Below are 17,036 nucleotides of genomic sequence, written 5' to 3'. Positions count from 1 at the left end.
AACTCAGCTGAATGTGAGAATGACCGCGTTTGTTTCACTGTATGAAATTTTCTTACAGTTCGCTGATCGTGCTGCTTAAGCTCAGACGTTCATCCTCAGTTAACGGGACTAGAGGCAGACGCACAGAACCGACATCAAGACCTCTCAGCTGAAGCGCTGTTTTGACTGGAGCAGGATTAGGCGCTTTAAACAGTTCCTTCATAATCGGCAGCAGTTTCTGATGGATCAGTGCCGCATTAGCTGTTTGCCCATTCGTATAATTTTTAATCATTTGCTGCATATCAGAGCCTGCAATATGGCTTGCCACTGATACAACTCCTCTTCCTCCAACTGAAAGAATAGGAAGCGTCAGAGCATCATCCCCTGAATAGACATAGAAGTCTTCCGGTGTTTCAGCAATAATTTTTGTAATCGCTTCTAGGTCTCCGCTCGCTTCTTTAATCGCAACCACATTCGGAATGTCCGCCGCCAAACGGATCGTCGTTTCAGGAGCAAGAGAAGCAACCGTACGGCCAGGAACATTATAGAGCATAACCGGAAGAGATGTCTCTGCCGCAATTGCTTTAAAATGCTGGTACATTCCTTCTTGAGAAGGTTTATTGTAATACGGGGTAACAAGCATAACAGCGTCCACGCCCGCTTCCTCAGCTTTTTTTGTCAGCTTAATGGAATCTTTCGTGTTGTTGCTTCCAGTACCAGCGATAACGGGCACCCGTCCGTTTACTTCTTTTACCGTATATTCAAAAAGCGCAATTTTTTCTTCAGTTGAAAGGGTCGGAGATTCTCCAGTTGTTCCCGCTACTACTAAAGAATCCGTTCCGTTTTTCAACAAGTAATCAATCAGTGTAGACAGTTTTTGAAAGTCTACGTTCCCTTTATTGTCAAAGGGTGTAATCATCGCTGTAGACACATTTCCGAAATTCATTTTATTCACCTCATCATGATTCAATCACATTTACTTCGAAAGTTCAAACACTTCATGCAAAGCGTTTACAGCAGGAACCATATCCGTTTCATGGACGAGCACCCATATCGTCGTATGGCTGTCAGCCGACTGAAGGATCGGAATTTCTTTTTCTGAAAGAGCCGATACAATTTTGGACGTAACACCGGGAACACCCATAATGCCCGCGCCGACCGCCGATACCTTCGCGCAGTTTCTCGTCACCATTGGATCATAGCCCATATCCATTAAAATACGCTGAGCTGTTTCTGTTTTATTTCCGGCTACCGTATAGACGATTTCACTAGGTGTAATGTTAAAGAAATCGACACTGATTCCAGCGTTTGCCATAGCCTTGAACACTTCAGTCTGAACATTATACTGGCCGATTTTCGCAGGCACTTTGAACTGCGTGACATCTTTGACATGTGCGATTCCCGTAATCAGCCTTTCAAAAACATCACTGCCGACCTTGGAAGAGTGATGTGATGTCACCAATGTACCTTTATCATTCGAATAAGTCGAACGGACGCGGATCGGAACCTTGGCCTGCATTGCGATTTCCACCGCACGCGGATGAATGACCTTGGCCCCCTGATACGCCAGGTTGCAGATTTCCGTATACGTCACAACAGGAAGCGGTTTTGCATTTTCCACCACTCTTGGGTCAGCAGTCATCACACCTTCTACATCGGTGAAAATATCGATGTATTCCGCATCAACAGCTGCTCCGAGTGCGGCTGCAGACGTATCGCTGCCCCCTCTGCCGATTGTAGTTGTATCACCCTTTTCAGTTGCGCCCTGGAAGCCTGCGACGACTACCGCATCATGATTGGCGAGCACACTGAATAAACGCTCCGGTTTCATTTCAATGATTTTCGCATTGGTATGCTGATCATTCGTTAAAAAGCCAGCCTGAGCCCCTGTCAGCGCAGCTGCTTTCACACCGTTATCAAGCAACATGCTTGTAAAGACGACAGAGGAAATAGTCTCTCCGCAAGATAAAAGCAAATCCTGTTCCCTAGGAGAAATCGCTGACTGATCGCCGTAAAGCAGCCCGAGCAAAGAATCTGTTGCATACGGGTCTCCTTTTCGGCCCATCGCTGAAACGACAACGACAACCTTATATCCTTCACTGATTGCTTCTTTAATATGCCCTAAAGCCAGTTTGCGGCCTTTATCATCTTTTACTGATGTTCCGCCGAACTTTTGAACAATTATCTTCACTGTTTTCACTCCAAATTATTCGGACGTAACAGAAGAGAGCAGGCTGATAGCGCCTTACTCTCTTCTATTCGTCTTTAGAAAATTCTCTCTTTTATACGAGGTTTAGTTTTTTCAGGCTTTCTGCAATTTGAACAGAGTTCCATGCCGCGCCTTTTAATAGGTTATCAGAAACAACCCATAAATGAAAACCGTTTGCTCTGTCCAAGTCTTTGCGGATGCGGCCTACAAACACATCGTTTTTGCCGACAGCATCAGCAGGCATCGGATAAAGCTGTTGGCTTGGATCATCCTGAAGTGTCACGCCCGGAGCTTCTTTCAATAGATTTTTAATATCTTCAACTGTAGCGTCATCACGGTCTATTTCGATGTAGACGGACTCTGAGTGCCCAGTTTGGATTGGCAGTCTCACACATGTAGCCGCTACTTGAAGGTCAGGCATGTGCATGATTTTTTTCGTTTCATTTATCATTTTCATTTCCTCAAACGTATAGCCGTTATCTTGGAATTTATCGATTTGCGGAATCGCGTTGAAGGCGATTTGATAGTGTTTTTTGTCACCTTTTACCGGCATGATCTCAGGCTCTATTTCTTCTTTATTTAAAATCGCCTGTGTTTGGCTGTAAAGCTCTTTTACAGCTTCATTACCCGCTCCTGATACTGCCTGGTAAGTTGATACGATGACCTTGTTTAAGCCATATGCTTTGCGGATCGGTTCAAGTGCCGCAACCATTTGGATTGTAGAGCAGTTTGGATTGGCAATAATGCCGTTGTGTTCATGCAAGTCTGCCTCATTCACTTCTGGCACAACAAGCGGTGTATTTTCATCCATGCGGAACGCGCTCGTATTATCTATAACAATAGCGCCGCGTTTTACAGCTTCTGGTGCCAATGCTTGTGATACGCTTCCGCCGGCGCTGAACAAAGCAATATTTACCCCTTCAAAGCTCTCAGGAGAAGCTTCCTGAACAGTCAGCTCTTGGCCTTTAAACGTGACTTTTGTCCCCGCAGAGCGTTTTGAAGATAGCAATGTAAGTGTGTCCATTTCAAAGTTTCTGTCTTCAAGTGTTTTAAGCATTTGTTGTCCCACAGCCCCTGTCGCTCCGACAACAGCTACGTGTAAACCTCTTCCCATCTGTAAAACTCCTTCCGCCAATCAGCTTCATTGAATTGATTTGACTATGATTTTACGTTTTATTTTACCATAGAATATGCGGGTGATGACCGAATTTTTTAGTTTGGGAAAGATTTTCTGTAAATTTAGTCATTTCCCTGATAATTCTCAACTAGAATCGGCTGAAGCTGCTGGTGCATGAGTGCCTTTTCAATCGTTTGCGGAAGCAGATCCATTTTGGCTACCATTGAATTCGGTTTTTTAAATGGATCATCTTGCCCGAATGGAATAAAAAAGATATTTTTTGTTGACATGAGCCTCATTAAATTTGTTCCGTTTAAACCAAGAGCATCATTTGTCGAGATACCCAGAACGACAGGCCGATTGTTTCGGATTGTCGCTTTTGCCGCCATCAGCACCGGGCTGTCCGTCATGGCATTTGCCAGCTTGCTCATTGAATTGCCTGTTAAAGGCGCAATGACCATGCAGTCAAGGGGCAGCTTCGGCCCAAGAGGTTCTGCCTTTACAATCGAATCAATGGCCTCATATCCAGTCAGGTCTTCAATTTTTTTAACCCATTCTGCTCCCTCTCCAAATCGGGTATTTGTGGATTTTACATTAAATGTGACAACCGGACGGACTTCAGCTCCTTCGTTGACCAACGCCTCAATTTGCGGGAAAACCGCTTCATATGTGCAATGTGACCCGGTCAGCCCAAACCCGATTCTTTTTCCTTTTAATGACGACATCCTTATTTCCCCTCCTCAGCTTGTATTTCAGCCAAAAGCTTGCTCAAGACGTTTGCAAGGATTTGCCCAGCTGTTTTAGGAGCGACAATCCCTGGAAGCCCGGGAGCAAGAAGTGCTTTAATCCCTTGTTTCTCGGCATATTTAAAATCCGTTCCCCCGGGACGTGAGGCCAGATCCAATATTAAGGTTTTTGGTGTCATGCTAGAAAGTACCGTTTGATTTAAAATCATACTCGGTATGGTATTAATGCAAATATCTATATCTTTTACATGCTCTTTCAGCTCATCGGTATGAAAAGGAACGAGCCCCATTTCAGTGATACGTGCCAGATGCGCTGAACTTCTTGCCCCCACTTTTACATTCGCCCCGAGCGCGGCAAATGTACGGGCAATCGTCATCCCGGTGCGCCCCAGACCGAGAACGGCCACCTGTGATCCGTGTATCGTATAATCCGTGTGCTGAATAGCCAGCATGATCGTTCCTTCTACTGTCGGAATAGAGTTGTATATCGCAATGTCATCCCGCTCAAACAGTTTAACAAGTTTTCTTTTTGCCTGAGCTGCAATGTTTTCTAAATAGGCGTTAGAAATTCCTGAGAAAATGACACAATGTGCAGGCGTTCTGTCGAGATGGTCCTGTTTTAACACAACTTCTTCATTCGAAAATACAGTCGATACGACACCTTCTCCTGTTGTCGCGGATACTGGAAGAATGATGCTGTCTATTTGCTGAAAAGGAATTTCATCAATATTGCATTTTACTGCCCCGGTAAAACCGTGATCCAATTGGTCAAAACCGACAAGATAGATGTCAGCCTGCTGTTCAGTGAGCTTTCTTATAATTTCGAGCTGTCTTGCGTCACCGCCGATAACTGCAATTTTCAATCCGGTTAACATTCTAAACGTTCACCTTCTTTGTATATACTGGATCTCTAGTTGTTAAGCTCCCCTTCATCTTATGATTAAAAGGAAATACCGGTGAATATAAAAGATGCGCTTTTTCCATATAAAAAAACATCGGCTCAGGCAGCCGATGTTTCAGATGTTTTCTTTAGAGCCCGCTACACAGTCAATTGGGCTATTTACTCTTGTCGAGGAGGCATTTCCTCAGGTACATCTAATATAATCATATCTGAACCGATCTTTTGAATATGGTGCCATGGGACACGAATGTCATGACCTTGCTTTCTCAAACCAAACCACTTAACTGTGGGAATGAGGAGTGCTGTAATCTGTCCATCCTGTTCATTGATTTCCAAATCGGTCTGGCCGAGCACTCCGAGCCGTTCAGCTCTTTTGATGTCTACAATTTCCTTTCCTGATAATTCACTGAGCCGCATGTCTGTCACCCCCTTGTACTATGTATGATGAAAGGGATTAAAAAATGCCTGCTCCATTATGGGGCAGGCTTTCCTTTTTAAGACGGCATATTGCCGGAAGGGCTGATAAGTGCTAATGCATAGTCTTCGGTAAACAATTGTCTGGCAAGGCCGTTAACACGCTCTAAGTTCACGGCGTTTAATTCATTGATGATTTCATCTAATGTTTTATGTTTGCCGAGCAGCAGTTCATTTTTTCCGTTTCGGCTCATTTTGCTGTTTGTGCTTTCTAAGCTCAGCATTAAGCTTCCCTTCATTTGCTCTTTGCTGTTTTCCAGTTCTTTCGAGGTAATGCCGTCACGTTTTAATGTGGCAAGGGTTTCTTGAATTGTTTCCGACAGCTGCTGAAGCTGATTTGCACCCGTTCCGCCGTAAATAGTGAGCATTCCGCTGTCCTCATATGAGCTGTGATAGCTGTAAACAGAATAAGCAAGTCCTTTATCTTCACGCACATCTTGGAACAGCCGGCTGCTCATGCTGCCTCCGAGCACATTGTTGAGGACGATTAAATCATAAATACGTTCATGGCCAACCTCTAAGCCTTTAAATCCAAGGCACAAATGAGCCTGCTCTGTTTCTTTTTTTCTCGTCAGTTTTTCCGTGTGGAACTCAGGCTTCTCAAGGCCTGTCGCTTTGCCTTTCGCCTCGTATGACCCGAACCATTTTTCTACATCTTTGATAAAACTGTCAGATATATTGCCCGCTACCGAAATCACCACTCGGTCCGGCGTATAATAATCATGCATGTATTGTCTGAGAGAGTCACCGTTAAAGGAAGCAAGCGTTTCTTCCGTGCCTAGAATTGGGTAGCCTAAAGAATGATTGCCGTAAGTGGCTTTGCTCAATAAATCATGTACAATGTCGTCCGGCGCATCTTCGTACATTTTAATTTCTTCATATACTACATTTTTCTCTTTTTTCAGCTCGTTTTCATCAAACGTTGAATGAAAGAACATATCTGCTAATACGTCCAGCGCGTAATTCGCATGCTCGTCAAGCACCTTTGCATAGTAGCAGGTATATTCCTTTGAAGTAAACGCATTGACCTGTCCGCCAATACGATCAAAAGATTCTGCTATCTCGCGTGCAGATTTTGTGCTCGTCCCTTTAAAGAACATGTGCTCTAAAAAGTGAGAAATTCCGTTTATCTCCGGCGTTTCATGTCTCGAACCTGTGCCGATCCATACGCCGATCGCAACAGAACGGACTGTCGGATTATTTTCCAGCACAATTCTTACACCATTTTGACACGTATATCGTTTAATCAAATTTGTTCCTCCTATTCAAAGACAAGCTGCCTTCATCTGTTACTTCAATAGTCTTGTTTCATCCATTAGTTCAGTGACTGTTCCAAGCGCATATCCTTTGTCTTTTATCTGTGTAATCAGCGCTTCAAGACTTTCCGCCGTAGGGTCAGTCGGATGCATTAAAATCATGGCACCATTATGTATCTTGCTTAACACTCTCGTCTGAAGTACAGACGGAGCCGGCTTTTGCCAATCGATTGTATCAACTGTCCACATGACTGTTCCCATCTGTTTCTCAGCTGCAATGTCGATAACCGCTTTTCTGAAACTTCCGCTCGGCGGAGCGAACCACTTTGGCTTAACACCGATCGTTTGTTCTATTTGTTCATTAGTCTTGTCGAGCTGCTCGGAAATTCTTCCTGTAGTCAGTTTGCTCATATCCGGATGATTGTATGAATGATTTCCGATTTCATGTCCGTCTTTTGCAATCTTCTTAGCGAGCTGTACATTGTTTCTCACCCAATTGCCTTCTAAAAAGAACGTAGCTTTAACCTGGTGCTTTTGCAGAATAGGAAGCATTTTTTCCAAATACTCATTTCCCCATGCCACATTGATTAAAAAAGCCACCATCGGTTTGTCAGGATTTCCTTTATAAATAGGCTCAGGCTGAAGTGACTCAAGATGAACACTTGGTTTTACTTGACTGTACACCAAATCTTTTTCCCGAAACTCACCATGCTGTTTCATTTTTTTATATGATTGTTCAATATTGACCTTTAATCCATTATAGCCTGGAATGCTTTTCCACACTTTATCAATTCTTGCATTCTGGGGCTTAACTTCATACTCCGGCGCTTTTTGAAGCAATTCTTCATATAACGGATCTTTTGACGCCGTGACAGTCACCGTATCTTTTTTCATTGCCCCTATATAATCAAGTGCATGCGGATTTTCCATCATCTCAAATGAGACAAAAAAAAGAAATAAAAAAACGGCAAACGGTACAAATTTTTTGTACATGTTCTGTCCCCCCCTCACCTCACATTATGAAGGAGAAGGACAAGGTAGAACCCGCCTGCTTTTGAAAAGCTTCAAAATAAAGAAGCCGGGTCTCCCAGGCTCCTTTTATGTTTTCATTTAAGATTGTTGTTCTTCTTTTTCTTTCTCTTCACGGAGCACCGCTTTGCGGGATAAATTCACTCGTCCTTGTTTATCAATTTCAGTGACTTTGACAAGAATCTCGTCTCCGATTTTTACAACATCTTCAACTTTCCCTACGCGTTCAAGCGCAAGCTCTGAAATGTGCACCAAACCGTCTTTTCCGCTGAAAATTTCAACGAAAGCCCCGAATTTTTCAATCCGTTTCACTTTACCTAGGTAAAGTTGGCCGACTTCAACCTCTCTAACAAGGTCTTCGATGATTTTTTTCGCTTTTTGGTTGCCGCTTTCATCTGTAGAGGAAATAAAGATTGTGCCGTCCTGCTCAATATCAATTTTAACACCGGTTTCTTCGATGATCTTATTGATTTGTTTTCCGCTTGGTCCGATGACATCGCGGATTTTATCAGGATTAATGGTCATTGTTAAGATCTTAGGCGCATATCGAGAAAGCTCTTTTCTTGATTCGCTTAATGTTGCAAGCATGCTGTTGAGGATTTCCATTCTGCCCTTTTTCGCCTGCTGAAGCGCTTCTTCAAGAATCTCTCTGGAAAGGCCTTCAATTTTAATGTCCATTTGCAGGGCCGTTACGCCTTTTTCAGTTCCCGCTACTTTAAAGTCCATATCCCCGAGCGCGTCTTCCATGCCTTGGATGTCAGTCAAGACAGTGTAATGTTCGCCTGATTTGACAAGACCCATCGCAATACCAGCAACTGGCGCTTTAATCGGTACACCGGCATCCATCATTGCAAGTGTGCTTGCGCAAATGCTTGCTTGAGATGTAGAACCGTTTGATTCAAGCACTTCTGAAACAAGACGGACAGTATAAGGGAAGTCTTTTTCAGACGGAATAACTGGCTCAAGCGCACGCTCACCCAGTGCTCCGTGTCCGATTTCACGACGTCCCGGTCCTCGCATCGGTCCTGTTTCCCCAACGCTGAATTGCGGGAAGTTGTAATGATGCATAAAACGTTTCGACTCTTCGACACCTAAGCCGTCAAGGATTTGCACATCTCCCAGAGCACCTAGCGTACATACGCTGAGGGCCTGAGTTTGTCCCCTTGTAAATAGGCCTGAACCGTGCGTTCTTGGCAAGAGGCCAACCTCTGAAGAGAGCGGGCGGATTTGATCGACACTGCGGCCGTCCGGTCTTACTTTCTCTTCAGTAATCAAGCGGCGAACTTCATTTTTCACCAGCTTGGATAAAATCTGCTTCACTTGCTTGATTGTGTCTTCATCATGTTCTTCATCCTCGAATTTTGCCACAACTGCGTTCTTCACTTCGTTAATGGCATCTTCACGGGCATGCTTTTCATGAACTTGGATGGCTTTCAGCAGATCCTCTTCTGCCAAAGCTTTTACTTTTTCATTAAGCTCTTCATCAATTTCAAAGAGCTTAATTTCAGATTTCTCTTTGCCGACTGCTGCAACAATTTCTTCTTGGAATGCAATCAGGCGTTTAATCTCTTCATGGCCAAACATAATGGCTTCAAGCATGATTTCCTCAGGAACTTCGTCCGCTCCCGCTTCTACCATGTTAATCGCATCTTTCGTGCCGGCAACGACAAGATTGATGTCGCTTTTTTCAAGCTGATCGACTGTCGGGTTAATGATAAATTGATCATCAATGCGTCCGACAGTAACCCCTGCAATCGGTCCTTCAAACGGAATATCCGATACAGAAAGTGCAAGAGATGAACCGAACATGGCAGCCATTTCTGAAGAGCAGTTTTGGTCAACACTCATGACAATGCTGATGACTTGAACTTCATTACGGAATCCATCGGCAAACAAAGGACGGATCGGACGATCAATTAAACGGCTGGCAAGAACCGCTTTTTCACTTGGACGTCCTTCTCTTTTAATAAATCCGCCCGGAATTTTCCCTACCGCATATAATCTTTCTTCATAGTTTACAGTAAGAGGGAAGAAATCAAGCGGTTTAGGTTCTTTTGAAGCGGTTGCTGTACTAAGTACTGCTGTATCACCGTAGCGGATCATCACAGCACCATTTGCCTGTTTGGCAAGCTGGCCGGTTTCAACAGTTAGCGTTCTTCCGGCCCAATCTATGGTAAAGACATGTTTTTCTTGTCCCATACAATTACGAACTCCTCTCTTCGTTGTGTGAAATAATCAATTACTCCTATTATGAACGAAATGAATTGAACATATCAATGTCAAAGTAGTATGTAAAAGGATTTCAATGATTTGTTATAAGAAATTTCGCTTTAATACGATAAAAAAGCGGGAATCCTCCCGCTTTTTACGATTATCGACGTAAGCCTAGTTTGTTAATTAACTCACGGTAACGAGTTACGTCTTTATTACGCAGATACGTAAGAAGATTACGACGCTTACCTACCATTTTAAGAAGACCGCGACGTGAGTGGTGGTCTTTCTTGTGAGTACGTAAATGCTCGTTCAAGTTGTTAATTGAGTCAGTTAGGATAGCGATCTGAACTTCTGGAGATCCAGTATCAGATTCGTGTGTTTTGAACTCATTGATGAGTTGGTTTTTACGCTCTTGAGTAATTGCCATCCTGTTTCACCTCCAAATCATATTTAGCCCCAGTTACCTAGCAACCGTCGGTGACTTCGGATTGCCAAGCAATGGTTTTAAGACTACGAAAACTATCATACTAAAAATCGCGCCTATATGCAAATATTTTAGAATAAAATTTGTGTGCGTTGCAAGTTATTTCCGCAAATTGCTGAAATAACGGATGGCTTCCTGCTTATCTTTCTCAATTTGCTCAGTTAATTCTTTGATGCCATTGAATTTCCGCTCGCTCCGAATCCGTTTATACCATTCGATTTTTATAGCGGCTCCATATACCTCCTGATCGAAATCAAACAGATTGACCTCGATGGAAGGCTGCTCAGGGCGCTTTTCATAAAACGTCGGCTTATAGCCGATATTGCAAACGCCATTGTAAACTTCGCCGTTCACTTCCGCTTTTACGGCATATACACCTGTGGGCGGAACGATATAGCTGTTATTTAAACCGACATTTGCTGTCGGAAACCCGATGGTCCGTCCTCTTTTATCACCATGAATGACAATTCCTTTAATAAAATAAGGCTGTCCAAGCAAGACATTCGCCAATTCAACATCTCCGTTTTGAAGCGCGGTACGGATATACGAAGAACTGATTTTTTTATCTTGCTCCGTCAATTTTTCTACCATTGTGCACCCAGCTTTTCCGTCTAAATCATCCGGCATGGTCTCCATTGTTCCCTTGCCGTATTTGCCGTACGTAAAGTCAAAGCCTGCCACTGCATGCTGCACATTAAGGCCGATAATATACTGGTCTATAAACTGCTTAGGAGAAAGAGAAGCAAACACTTCATTAAATTTAACGACATACAGAACTTCTGTGCCTAATTGTTCAATTTGGTTTATTTTGTCTTCAAGAGGTGTAATCAGATCCTTTGGTTCCTTATCTCTGCCCAACACGTGAGAAGGATGGGGATGAAAGGTCATCACAGCTAATGTCAGGCCTTTTTCTTCGGCTATTTGCTTCGCTGTGCCGATTACCTTTTGATGCCCGAGATGAACGCCGTCAAAATAACCTAACGCCATCACTGATTTTGCCTGCTCCTCTTTTATTAAATGATGAGGATGTGTCATATGTATCGTCTTCACAGAACGGTCACCTTTTTTCTATTGTTCGCTTTTTTGCATCAATACTTTTGCCGGCTTTAGCAGCCCTTTTTTTGCAGGATGAGGGAAATAGATCGCCAAGCAGGTTCCGGATTCAGTAAAGACGGCAATACGGTCTTCACTTGTCAATTCAGAAAACTGCTCGGGCGTCTCAAGCAAAGCCCCATTTTCTACTTTCTTAGCTAATGTATCACTTATGATCCATTTCGGCAAATGATTGAGCGCACGTTCAATAGGAACTGTATGCTCTTCCACGGTTCCGGATTGGGCCTGTGCTTCGAGCTCATCAAAAGTAAAGCATTCGTCGAGAGAAAAATCTCCGGATGCCGTACGGATTAAATGAGACATATGAGCCGGATATCCGAGCTTTTCTCCGATCATGACCGCCAGCGTCCTTACATAGGTCCCTTTGGAGCAAGTCACTGTAAACCGGAAGCTTGCAGTTTCTCCATGATGTTTAATCTCTGTCGTCAGGGCAATGTCTTCAATGGTTATCATACGTTTCGGACGTTCTACTTCAATCCCTGCTCTTGCGTATTCGTATAATTTTTTGCCGTTTACTTTTACAGCGGAATACATGGGCGGAATTTGTTCTTGTTTCCCCTTTAAACTGTTTAAAACCTTTTCTACATCCGCTTTATCAATGTCGTGATTGACAGGCTTTGTTTCCACCGTTTCTCCGGTTTGATCCTCTGTTGTGGTTGAAAAGCCAAGCGTTATTTCTGCATCATACGTTTTAGATTTTTCTGTTAAGTATTCGACTATTTTTGTCGCTCTTCCTACACAAATCGGAAGCACGCCTGACACTTCCGGATCGAGCGTTCCTGTATGTCCTACTTTTTTTGTTTTTAACAGCTTTCGGATCTTCATGACACAGTCGTGCGATGTCATGCCAACAGGTTTATGTAAAAGGAGAACTCCGTTAACCATTTGCCTTTCACTCCTTCTTTTGAGCTTTTTTCTTTTAAACGAAGAAAGAGGACAGACGATATACGCCTATCCTCTCATTTTTTATTCAGATGGTTTCTCTGAATGTAATTCGTGAATCAGTGTTTCGATCCGATTTCCGTAATCGATTGATTCATCGAACTCAAATTCAATTTCAGGCGTTTTTCGAAGTCTGATGCGGCTGCCGATTTCGGATCGGATAAATCCTTTCGCTTTTGCCAGCCCTTTCAGCGCTTCTTCCCGTTTTTTCTCGTCACCGAGAACCGAGATATACACCTTTGCAATTTGCAAATCACCTGATACACGTACATCCGTTACTGTCAGAAAACCAATTCTCGGGTCTTTCAGCTTGCGGCTGATAATATCACCGAGTTCTTTTTTCATTTGCTCGCCGACACGGTTTGCTCTCATACTCAATTCAATCACCTCTAAGTTAAAACCACTCTGTCCTAGTGATCGTCCGTTCAATTTCAGGAAAAGAATCGATAAACGCTAGGACGCGCTGCAGTTCTTTTTCTGTTTGAACGCGAGAGGAAGAAACAGCGGCGATTCCGAAGCTGGTTCTTTGCCAGGTGTCCTGATAGCCAATCTCCGAAATCGAAACATTGAACTTGTTTTGAACCCTGGTTAAAACCCGCTTCAGAACGGCACGCTTTTCTTTTAGCGATCCTGCATCATAAATGATGCATTCACACTCCGCAAATCCGATCACGTTCTTTCAATTTCTTGCATGACAAACGCTTCTAGGATGTCACCTTCACGAATGTCATTGTATTTCTTAATTGTAATACCACATTCATAGCCTTGTGAAACTTCTTTCACATCGTCTTTAAAGCGTTTCAGAACATCTACTTCGCCTTCAAAGATGACGACGCCGTCACGAATTAAACGGAGGCCGCTGTCGCGCGTAATGGTTCCTTCAGTAACATATCCGCCGGCAATTGTACCGATTTTAGATACTTTGAATGTTTGGCGTACTTCTACTTGACCAATTACTTTTTCTTCATATTCAGGATCAAGCATACCTTTCATGGCAGCTTCAATCTCGTCGATTACTTTGTAAATGATACGGTGAAGTCGAATATCTACATTTTCAGCTTCAGCCGTACTCTTAGCATTTCCGTCCGGTCTCACATTAAACCCAATAACAATTGCATTGGAAGCAGATGCCAAGATAATGTCAGATTCAGTAATCGCACCAACGCCTGTATGGATGATTTTCACTTTAACGCCTTCTACTTCAATTTTTTGAAGCGCAGCCGTTAAAGCTTCAGCAGATCCTTGAACGTCAGCTTTTACGATGAGGTTGATGTCTTTTACATCACCTTGCTTAATTTGCTCGAATAAATCATCAAGACTGAGCTTCGCTTTATCGCTGCGCTGCTCTTCAAGCTGTTTCGAAGCACGGGCTTCACCGACAGAACGAGCTGTTTTTTCATCCTTAAAGACAAGGAATTGGTCTCCCGCTTGAGGGACATCATTCAAACCGGTAATTTCAACCGGAGTTGACGGGCCGGCAGTTTTCACACGGCGGCCAATGTCGTTGACCATTGCACGGACACGGCCAAATGTGTTGCCGACTACGATCGGATCACCGACATGCAGTGTTCCAGTCTGTACGAGCAACGTCGCAACTGACCCTCTGCCTTTATCGAGTTCAGCTTCAATAACCGTTCCTTTTGCCTGACGGTTCGGATTCGCTTTCAGTTCCTCTACCTCACTGACAAGCAAAATCATTTCAACGAGCTCATCAATGCCTTTTCCAGTTAAAGCAGAAAGCGGCACAAAAATGGTTTCTCCGCCCCAAGCTTCAGGGACAAGTCCGTATTCCGTCAGTTCTTGCATCACACGGTCAGGGTTTGCGGATTCTTTATCTATTTTATTCACAGCTACGATGATTGGAACCTCTGCTGCTTTTGCATGGTTAATCGCTTCAACTGTTTGCGGCATGACACCGTCATCGGCAGCTACGACAAGAATCGTAATATCAGTTACTTCTGCACCGCGTGCACGCATTGTTGTAAATGCGGCGTGGCCCGGTGTATCCAAGAACGTGATTTTCTTGCCGTTCTCTTCAATTTGATAAGCGCCGATATGCTGAGTGATTCCGCCTGCTTCTCCTTCAACAACCTTTGTTTTACGGATGCTGTCAAGAAGCGTTGTTTTCCCATGGTCAACGTGACCCATGATTGTCACGACAGGAGGACGAATTTCAAGATCCTCTTCATTATCAGGCTCTTCGTATTTTTCCAGCTCTGTTTCTTCAAGCACAATGACCTCTTCTGTTTCAACACCATATTCTGATGCAATGAGTTCGATTGTGTCTTTATCAAGCTCTTGGTTAATGGTTGCCATTACGCCAAGAAGCATCAGCTTTTTAATGATTTCTGAAGGCTCTTTGCCAAGCTCTTCAGCAAGTGCGCCAACTGTTAAAGTGCCAGAGAATGTAATTTTCTCAGGAAGCTCTTTTTTCGGCTTTACAGGCTTTTGCTGATGTTGGTTTTTATTGTTGTTGTTGCGTTTATTTTTTTTGTTGTTGTTATTCTTCTTGTTTTTGTTAAATTGATTATTCTGCACGTCATTCTTCTTTCCGTCTCGAATTTTATTTGGTTGATTTCCAGCTGATTGCTGATTAACCCCTTGTGGCTGTTTGTTTTTGTTCGTTTCTGCTGGCTTTTGAGATTTAGCAGCTGCGCCGCCTTTTTTATATTTGGCATCAAGCTTTTTAATGGCCTTTTCTTCAAGCATGGCCATGTGATTATTCACTTCTAAATCCATGTTCTTCAGTGCGGTCAAAATTTCCTTACTTGAAACATTTAACGCTTTTGCATATTCGTATACTCTCATTTTAGCCATTCGTTCACCCCCAAAAATATTAATCGAGCAAGCTGATCAGCTTATTCGCAAAACCTTGGTCAGTGACGGCGACAACGACACGGGCTTCTTTACCGATAGAGCGTCCAAGAACCGCGCGACTCTCGACTTTTTTATAAGGGACTTTATAATAATTGCACTTGTCAGTTACTTTTTTTGCTGTGTTAGATGATGCATCCTCTGTAAGCAGGACAAGCTTTGCACGCGCATTCCTGATTTCTTTTATTACCAAGTCTTCGCCTGACACGACCTTACGAGCTCGATTGGCCAGACCCAGCAAGGGAAACCATTCCATTCCAGACATTTTATTTTTTCACCTTTTCCGCCAGTTCCAGCAATTCATCGAAAATCTGGTCATCGATTTGTGATTGAAATTGATTTTGCAAAGTGTTTTTCTTTTTTGCTGCTAAGATGCACTCTTTATCCAGCGTTAAATAAGCACCCCGCCCATTCTTTTTTCCGGTCGGGTCTACTGAGATTTCGCCTTCTTTCGACCGTACAACTCGGATCAGTTCCTTTTTAGGCTTCATTTCACCAGTCACTACACATTTGCGTAATGGGATCTTTTTGTGTTTATTCACCTAAAGTCACCTCTTATTCATCCGATTCAGCAGTTTCAGGCTCCGTAAAGAGCGGCTCATCATCTTCTTCAAGTTCTCTCGGATAGATTCCAAGTTCTCTTGCGTCCGTTTCGCTCTTAATATCAATCTTCCAGCCTGTCAGTTTAGCAGCTAAGCGTGCGTTTTGTCCTCTTTTGCCAATTGCCAGAGACAGCTGGTAATCAGGAACAATAACAGTTGTCGCTTTTTCTTCTTCATTAACAATGACATCAAGCACTTTGGAAGGGCTGAGCGCATTCGCGACAAATTCTACAGGATCACTGGACCAGTTGACAATGTCAATTTTTTCACCTTTTAATTCATTGACGATTGCTTGCACACGCTGGCCTTTAGGCCCTACGCATGAACCGACAGGATCCACGTCAGGATCATCTGTGCGAACAGAAATTTTTGAACGGTCGCCGGCTTCTCTGGCAACAGATTTTAGCTCGACAGTTCCATCATAAATTTCAGGCACTTCAATTTCAAACAAACGCTTTAACAGGCCTGGATGTGTTCTTGACACATAAATCTGCGGGCCCTTCGTTGTTTTTTCTACTTTTGTGATATATACCTTAATGCGGTCATGGGGCTTGTAGCTTTCATTCGGCATTTGCTCATTAACCGGCAGCAAGGCTTCTATTTTGCCTAAAGACACGTAGATAAATTTATTGTCCAGACGCTGGACGATCCCTGTCATGATGTCTTCTTCACGGTCGATGAATTCAGAATAAATCACACCGCGCTCAGCTTCGCGCACACGCTGTGTGACGACCTGCTTCGCTGTTTGAGCAGCTATGCGCCCGAAATCCTTAGGTGTAACTTCGATTTCGACGACATCGCCGACCATATATTCCGGATGGATGCCCTGTGCCTCTTCAATTGAGATCTCTAATCTCTGGTCGTATACTTCGTCAACGACATCTTTTCTTGCAAATACACGGATGGAGCCAGTTTCACGGTTTAGATCCACCCGTACATTTTGCGCTTGATTAAAATTCCGCTTATAAGCAGAAATTAACGCAGCTTCGATTGCTTCGATGATAATTTCTTTACTGATGCCTTTTTCTTTTTCAAGAATCGTGAGAGCATCTAATAATTCACTGCTCATTTAACGGTCTCCCCCCTTAAAACATTT

Annotated in this window: 18 protein-coding genes; all 18 read right to left on the bottom strand. The window is 43.4% G+C overall.

Annotation, left to right across the window (positions count from 1 at the left end; all coding sequences use genetic code 11):
* Window positions 1-52: 52 nt before the first annotated feature.
* Window positions 53-925, bottom strand: coding sequence for a 4-hydroxy-tetrahydrodipicolinate synthase (dapA, locus tag NYE49_RS09070; RefSeq protein ID WP_014476832.1), 873 nt, complete (start codon window positions 923-925; stop codon window positions 53-55).
* Window positions 926-955: 30 nt separating this feature from the next.
* Window positions 956-2,170, bottom strand: coding sequence for an aspartate kinase (dapG, locus tag NYE49_RS09065; RefSeq protein WP_047182621.1), 1,215 nt, complete (start codon window positions 2,168-2,170; stop codon window positions 956-958).
* 91 nt (window positions 2,171-2,261) lie between these two features.
* The gene (gene asd, locus NYE49_RS09060) at window positions 2,262-3,302 is read right to left on the bottom strand and encodes an aspartate-semialdehyde dehydrogenase (protein ID WP_003244674.1); all 1,041 of its coding nucleotides are present in this window, start codon (window positions 3,300-3,302) and stop codon (window positions 2,262-2,264) included.
* Between the two features lie 125 nt (window positions 3,303-3,427).
* Entirely contained in the window at window positions 3,428-4,030 is a 603-nt protein-coding gene (gene dpaB / locus NYE49_RS09055; RefSeq protein WP_003231884.1) for a dipicolinate synthase subunit B, read from the bottom strand.
* 2 nt (window positions 4,031-4,032) lie between these two features.
* Entirely contained in the window at window positions 4,033-4,926 is an 894-nt protein-coding gene (gene dpaA, locus NYE49_RS09050; RefSeq protein ID WP_003231888.1) for a dipicolinic acid synthetase subunit A, read from the bottom strand.
* Between the two features lie 185 nt (window positions 4,927-5,111).
* On the bottom strand, window positions 5,112-5,369 hold the full coding sequence (locus NYE49_RS09045; protein ID WP_003231890.1) for a YlmC/YmxH family sporulation protein: 258 nt from the start codon (window positions 5,367-5,369) through the stop codon (window positions 5,112-5,114).
* 77 nt (window positions 5,370-5,446) lie between these two features.
* Window positions 5,447-6,676, bottom strand: a complete 1,230-nt coding sequence (locus NYE49_RS09040) for a pitrilysin family protein (protein WP_003245717.1) — start codon at window positions 6,674-6,676, stop codon at window positions 5,447-5,449.
* Window positions 6,677-6,715: 39 nt separating this feature from the next.
* Complete coding sequence (locus tag NYE49_RS09035; RefSeq protein ID WP_015383683.1) at window positions 6,716-7,675, bottom strand: polysaccharide deacetylase family protein; 960 nt, start codon at window positions 7,673-7,675, stop codon at window positions 6,716-6,718.
* 117 nt (window positions 7,676-7,792) lie between these two features.
* Window positions 7,793-9,910: a polyribonucleotide nucleotidyltransferase gene (pnp, locus tag NYE49_RS09030; RefSeq protein WP_047182620.1), complete on the bottom strand. Its 2,118-nt coding sequence runs from the start codon at window positions 9,908-9,910 to the stop codon at window positions 7,793-7,795.
* Between the two features lie 172 nt (window positions 9,911-10,082).
* Window positions 10,083-10,352, bottom strand: coding sequence for a 30S ribosomal protein S15 (gene rpsO, locus NYE49_RS09025; protein ID WP_003220957.1), 270 nt, complete (start codon window positions 10,350-10,352; stop codon window positions 10,083-10,085).
* Between the two features lie 156 nt (window positions 10,353-10,508).
* Window positions 10,509-11,459 carry a bifunctional riboflavin kinase/FAD synthetase gene (gene ribF, locus NYE49_RS09020; protein WP_047182619.1) on the bottom strand — a complete coding sequence of 317 codons (951 nt, stop codon included), beginning with the start codon at window positions 11,457-11,459 and terminating at the stop codon, window positions 10,509-10,511.
* Between the two features lie 18 nt (window positions 11,460-11,477).
* On the bottom strand, window positions 11,478-12,407 hold the full coding sequence (truB, locus tag NYE49_RS09015; protein WP_047182618.1) for a tRNA pseudouridine(55) synthase TruB: 930 nt from the start codon (window positions 12,405-12,407) through the stop codon (window positions 11,478-11,480).
* 81 nt (window positions 12,408-12,488) lie between these two features.
* The gene (rbfA, locus tag NYE49_RS09010) at window positions 12,489-12,842 is read right to left on the bottom strand and encodes a 30S ribosome-binding factor RbfA (RefSeq protein WP_009967251.1); all 354 of its coding nucleotides are present in this window, start codon (window positions 12,840-12,842) and stop codon (window positions 12,489-12,491) included.
* Window positions 12,843-12,858: 16 nt separating this feature from the next.
* Window positions 12,859-13,137, bottom strand: a complete 279-nt coding sequence (locus NYE49_RS09005; RefSeq protein ID WP_003231905.1) for a DUF503 domain-containing protein — start codon at window positions 13,135-13,137, stop codon at window positions 12,859-12,861.
* On the bottom strand, window positions 13,134-15,281 hold the full coding sequence (gene infB, locus NYE49_RS09000; protein WP_047182617.1) for a translation initiation factor IF-2: 2,148 nt from the start codon (window positions 15,279-15,281) through the stop codon (window positions 13,134-13,136). The genes NYE49_RS09005 and infB overlap by 4 nt, the downstream gene beginning before the upstream one ends.
* A gap of 19 nt (window positions 15,282-15,300) precedes the next feature.
* The gene (locus NYE49_RS08995) at window positions 15,301-15,603 is read right to left on the bottom strand and encodes a YlxQ family RNA-binding protein (protein WP_003220946.1); all 303 of its coding nucleotides are present in this window, start codon (window positions 15,601-15,603) and stop codon (window positions 15,301-15,303) included.
* 1 nt (window position 15,604) lies between these two features.
* Window positions 15,605-15,880, bottom strand: coding sequence for a glucose-induced regulator RulR (gene rulR, locus NYE49_RS08990; RefSeq protein WP_009967250.1), 276 nt, complete (start codon window positions 15,878-15,880; stop codon window positions 15,605-15,607).
* Window positions 15,881-15,893: 13 nt separating this feature from the next.
* Window positions 15,894-17,009: a transcription termination factor NusA gene (gene nusA, locus NYE49_RS08985; protein ID WP_003231912.1), complete on the bottom strand. Its 1,116-nt coding sequence runs from the start codon at window positions 17,007-17,009 to the stop codon at window positions 15,894-15,896.
* Window positions 17,010-17,036 lie beyond the last annotated feature (27 nt).

It is taken from the genome of Bacillus sp. FSL L8-0358 (assembly GCF_038593095.1).
GTDB classification, from domain to species: domain Bacteria; phylum Bacillota; class Bacilli; order Bacillales; family Bacillaceae; genus Bacillus; species Bacillus subtilis.
The sequence above is the reverse complement of the archived record's forward strand: the minus strand, read 5'-3'. Positions and strand labels throughout refer to the sequence as shown.

Bases quoted from the DNA above. Each gene is read 5' to 3' on its own strand.
- infB (WP_047182617.1), bottom strand. From the start codon at position 15,281: ATGGCTAAAATGAGAGTATACGAATATGCAAAAGCGTTAAATGTTTCA.
- NYE49_RS09045 (WP_003231890.1), bottom strand. From the start codon at position 5,369: ATGCGGCTCAGTGAATTATCAGGAAAGGAAATTGTAGACATCAAAAGA.
- dpaB (WP_003231884.1), bottom strand. From the start codon at position 4,030: ATGTCGTCATTAAAAGGAAAAAGAATCGGGTTTGGGCTGACCGGGTCA.
- nusA (WP_003231912.1), bottom strand. From the start codon at position 17,009: ATGAGCAGTGAATTATTAGATGCTCTCACGATTCTTGAAAAAGAAAAA.
- pnp (WP_047182620.1), bottom strand. From the start codon at position 9,910: ATGGGACAAGAAAAACATGTCTTTACCATAGATTGGGCCGGAAGAACG.
- asd (WP_003244674.1), bottom strand. From the start codon at position 3,302: ATGGGAAGAGGTTTACACGTAGCTGTTGTCGGAGCGACAGGGGCTGTG.
- NYE49_RS08995 (WP_003220946.1), bottom strand. From the start codon at position 15,603: ATGTCTGGAATGGAATGGTTTCCCTTGCTGGGTCTGGCCAATCGAGCT.
- rpsO (WP_003220957.1), bottom strand. From the start codon at position 10,352: ATGGCAATTACTCAAGAGCGTAAAAACCAACTCATCAATGAGTTCAAA.
- dpaA (WP_003231888.1), bottom strand. From the start codon at position 4,926: ATGTTAACCGGATTGAAAATTGCAGTTATCGGCGGTGACGCAAGACAG.
- truB (WP_047182618.1), bottom strand. From the start codon at position 12,407: ATGGTTAACGGAGTTCTCCTTTTACATAAACCTGTTGGCATGACATCG.
- dapA (WP_014476832.1), bottom strand. From the start codon at position 925: ATGAATTTCGGAAATGTGTCTACAGCGATGATTACACCCTTTGACAAT.
- NYE49_RS09035 (WP_015383683.1), bottom strand. From the start codon at position 7,675: ATGTACAAAAAATTTGTACCGTTTGCCGTTTTTTTATTTCTTTTTTTT.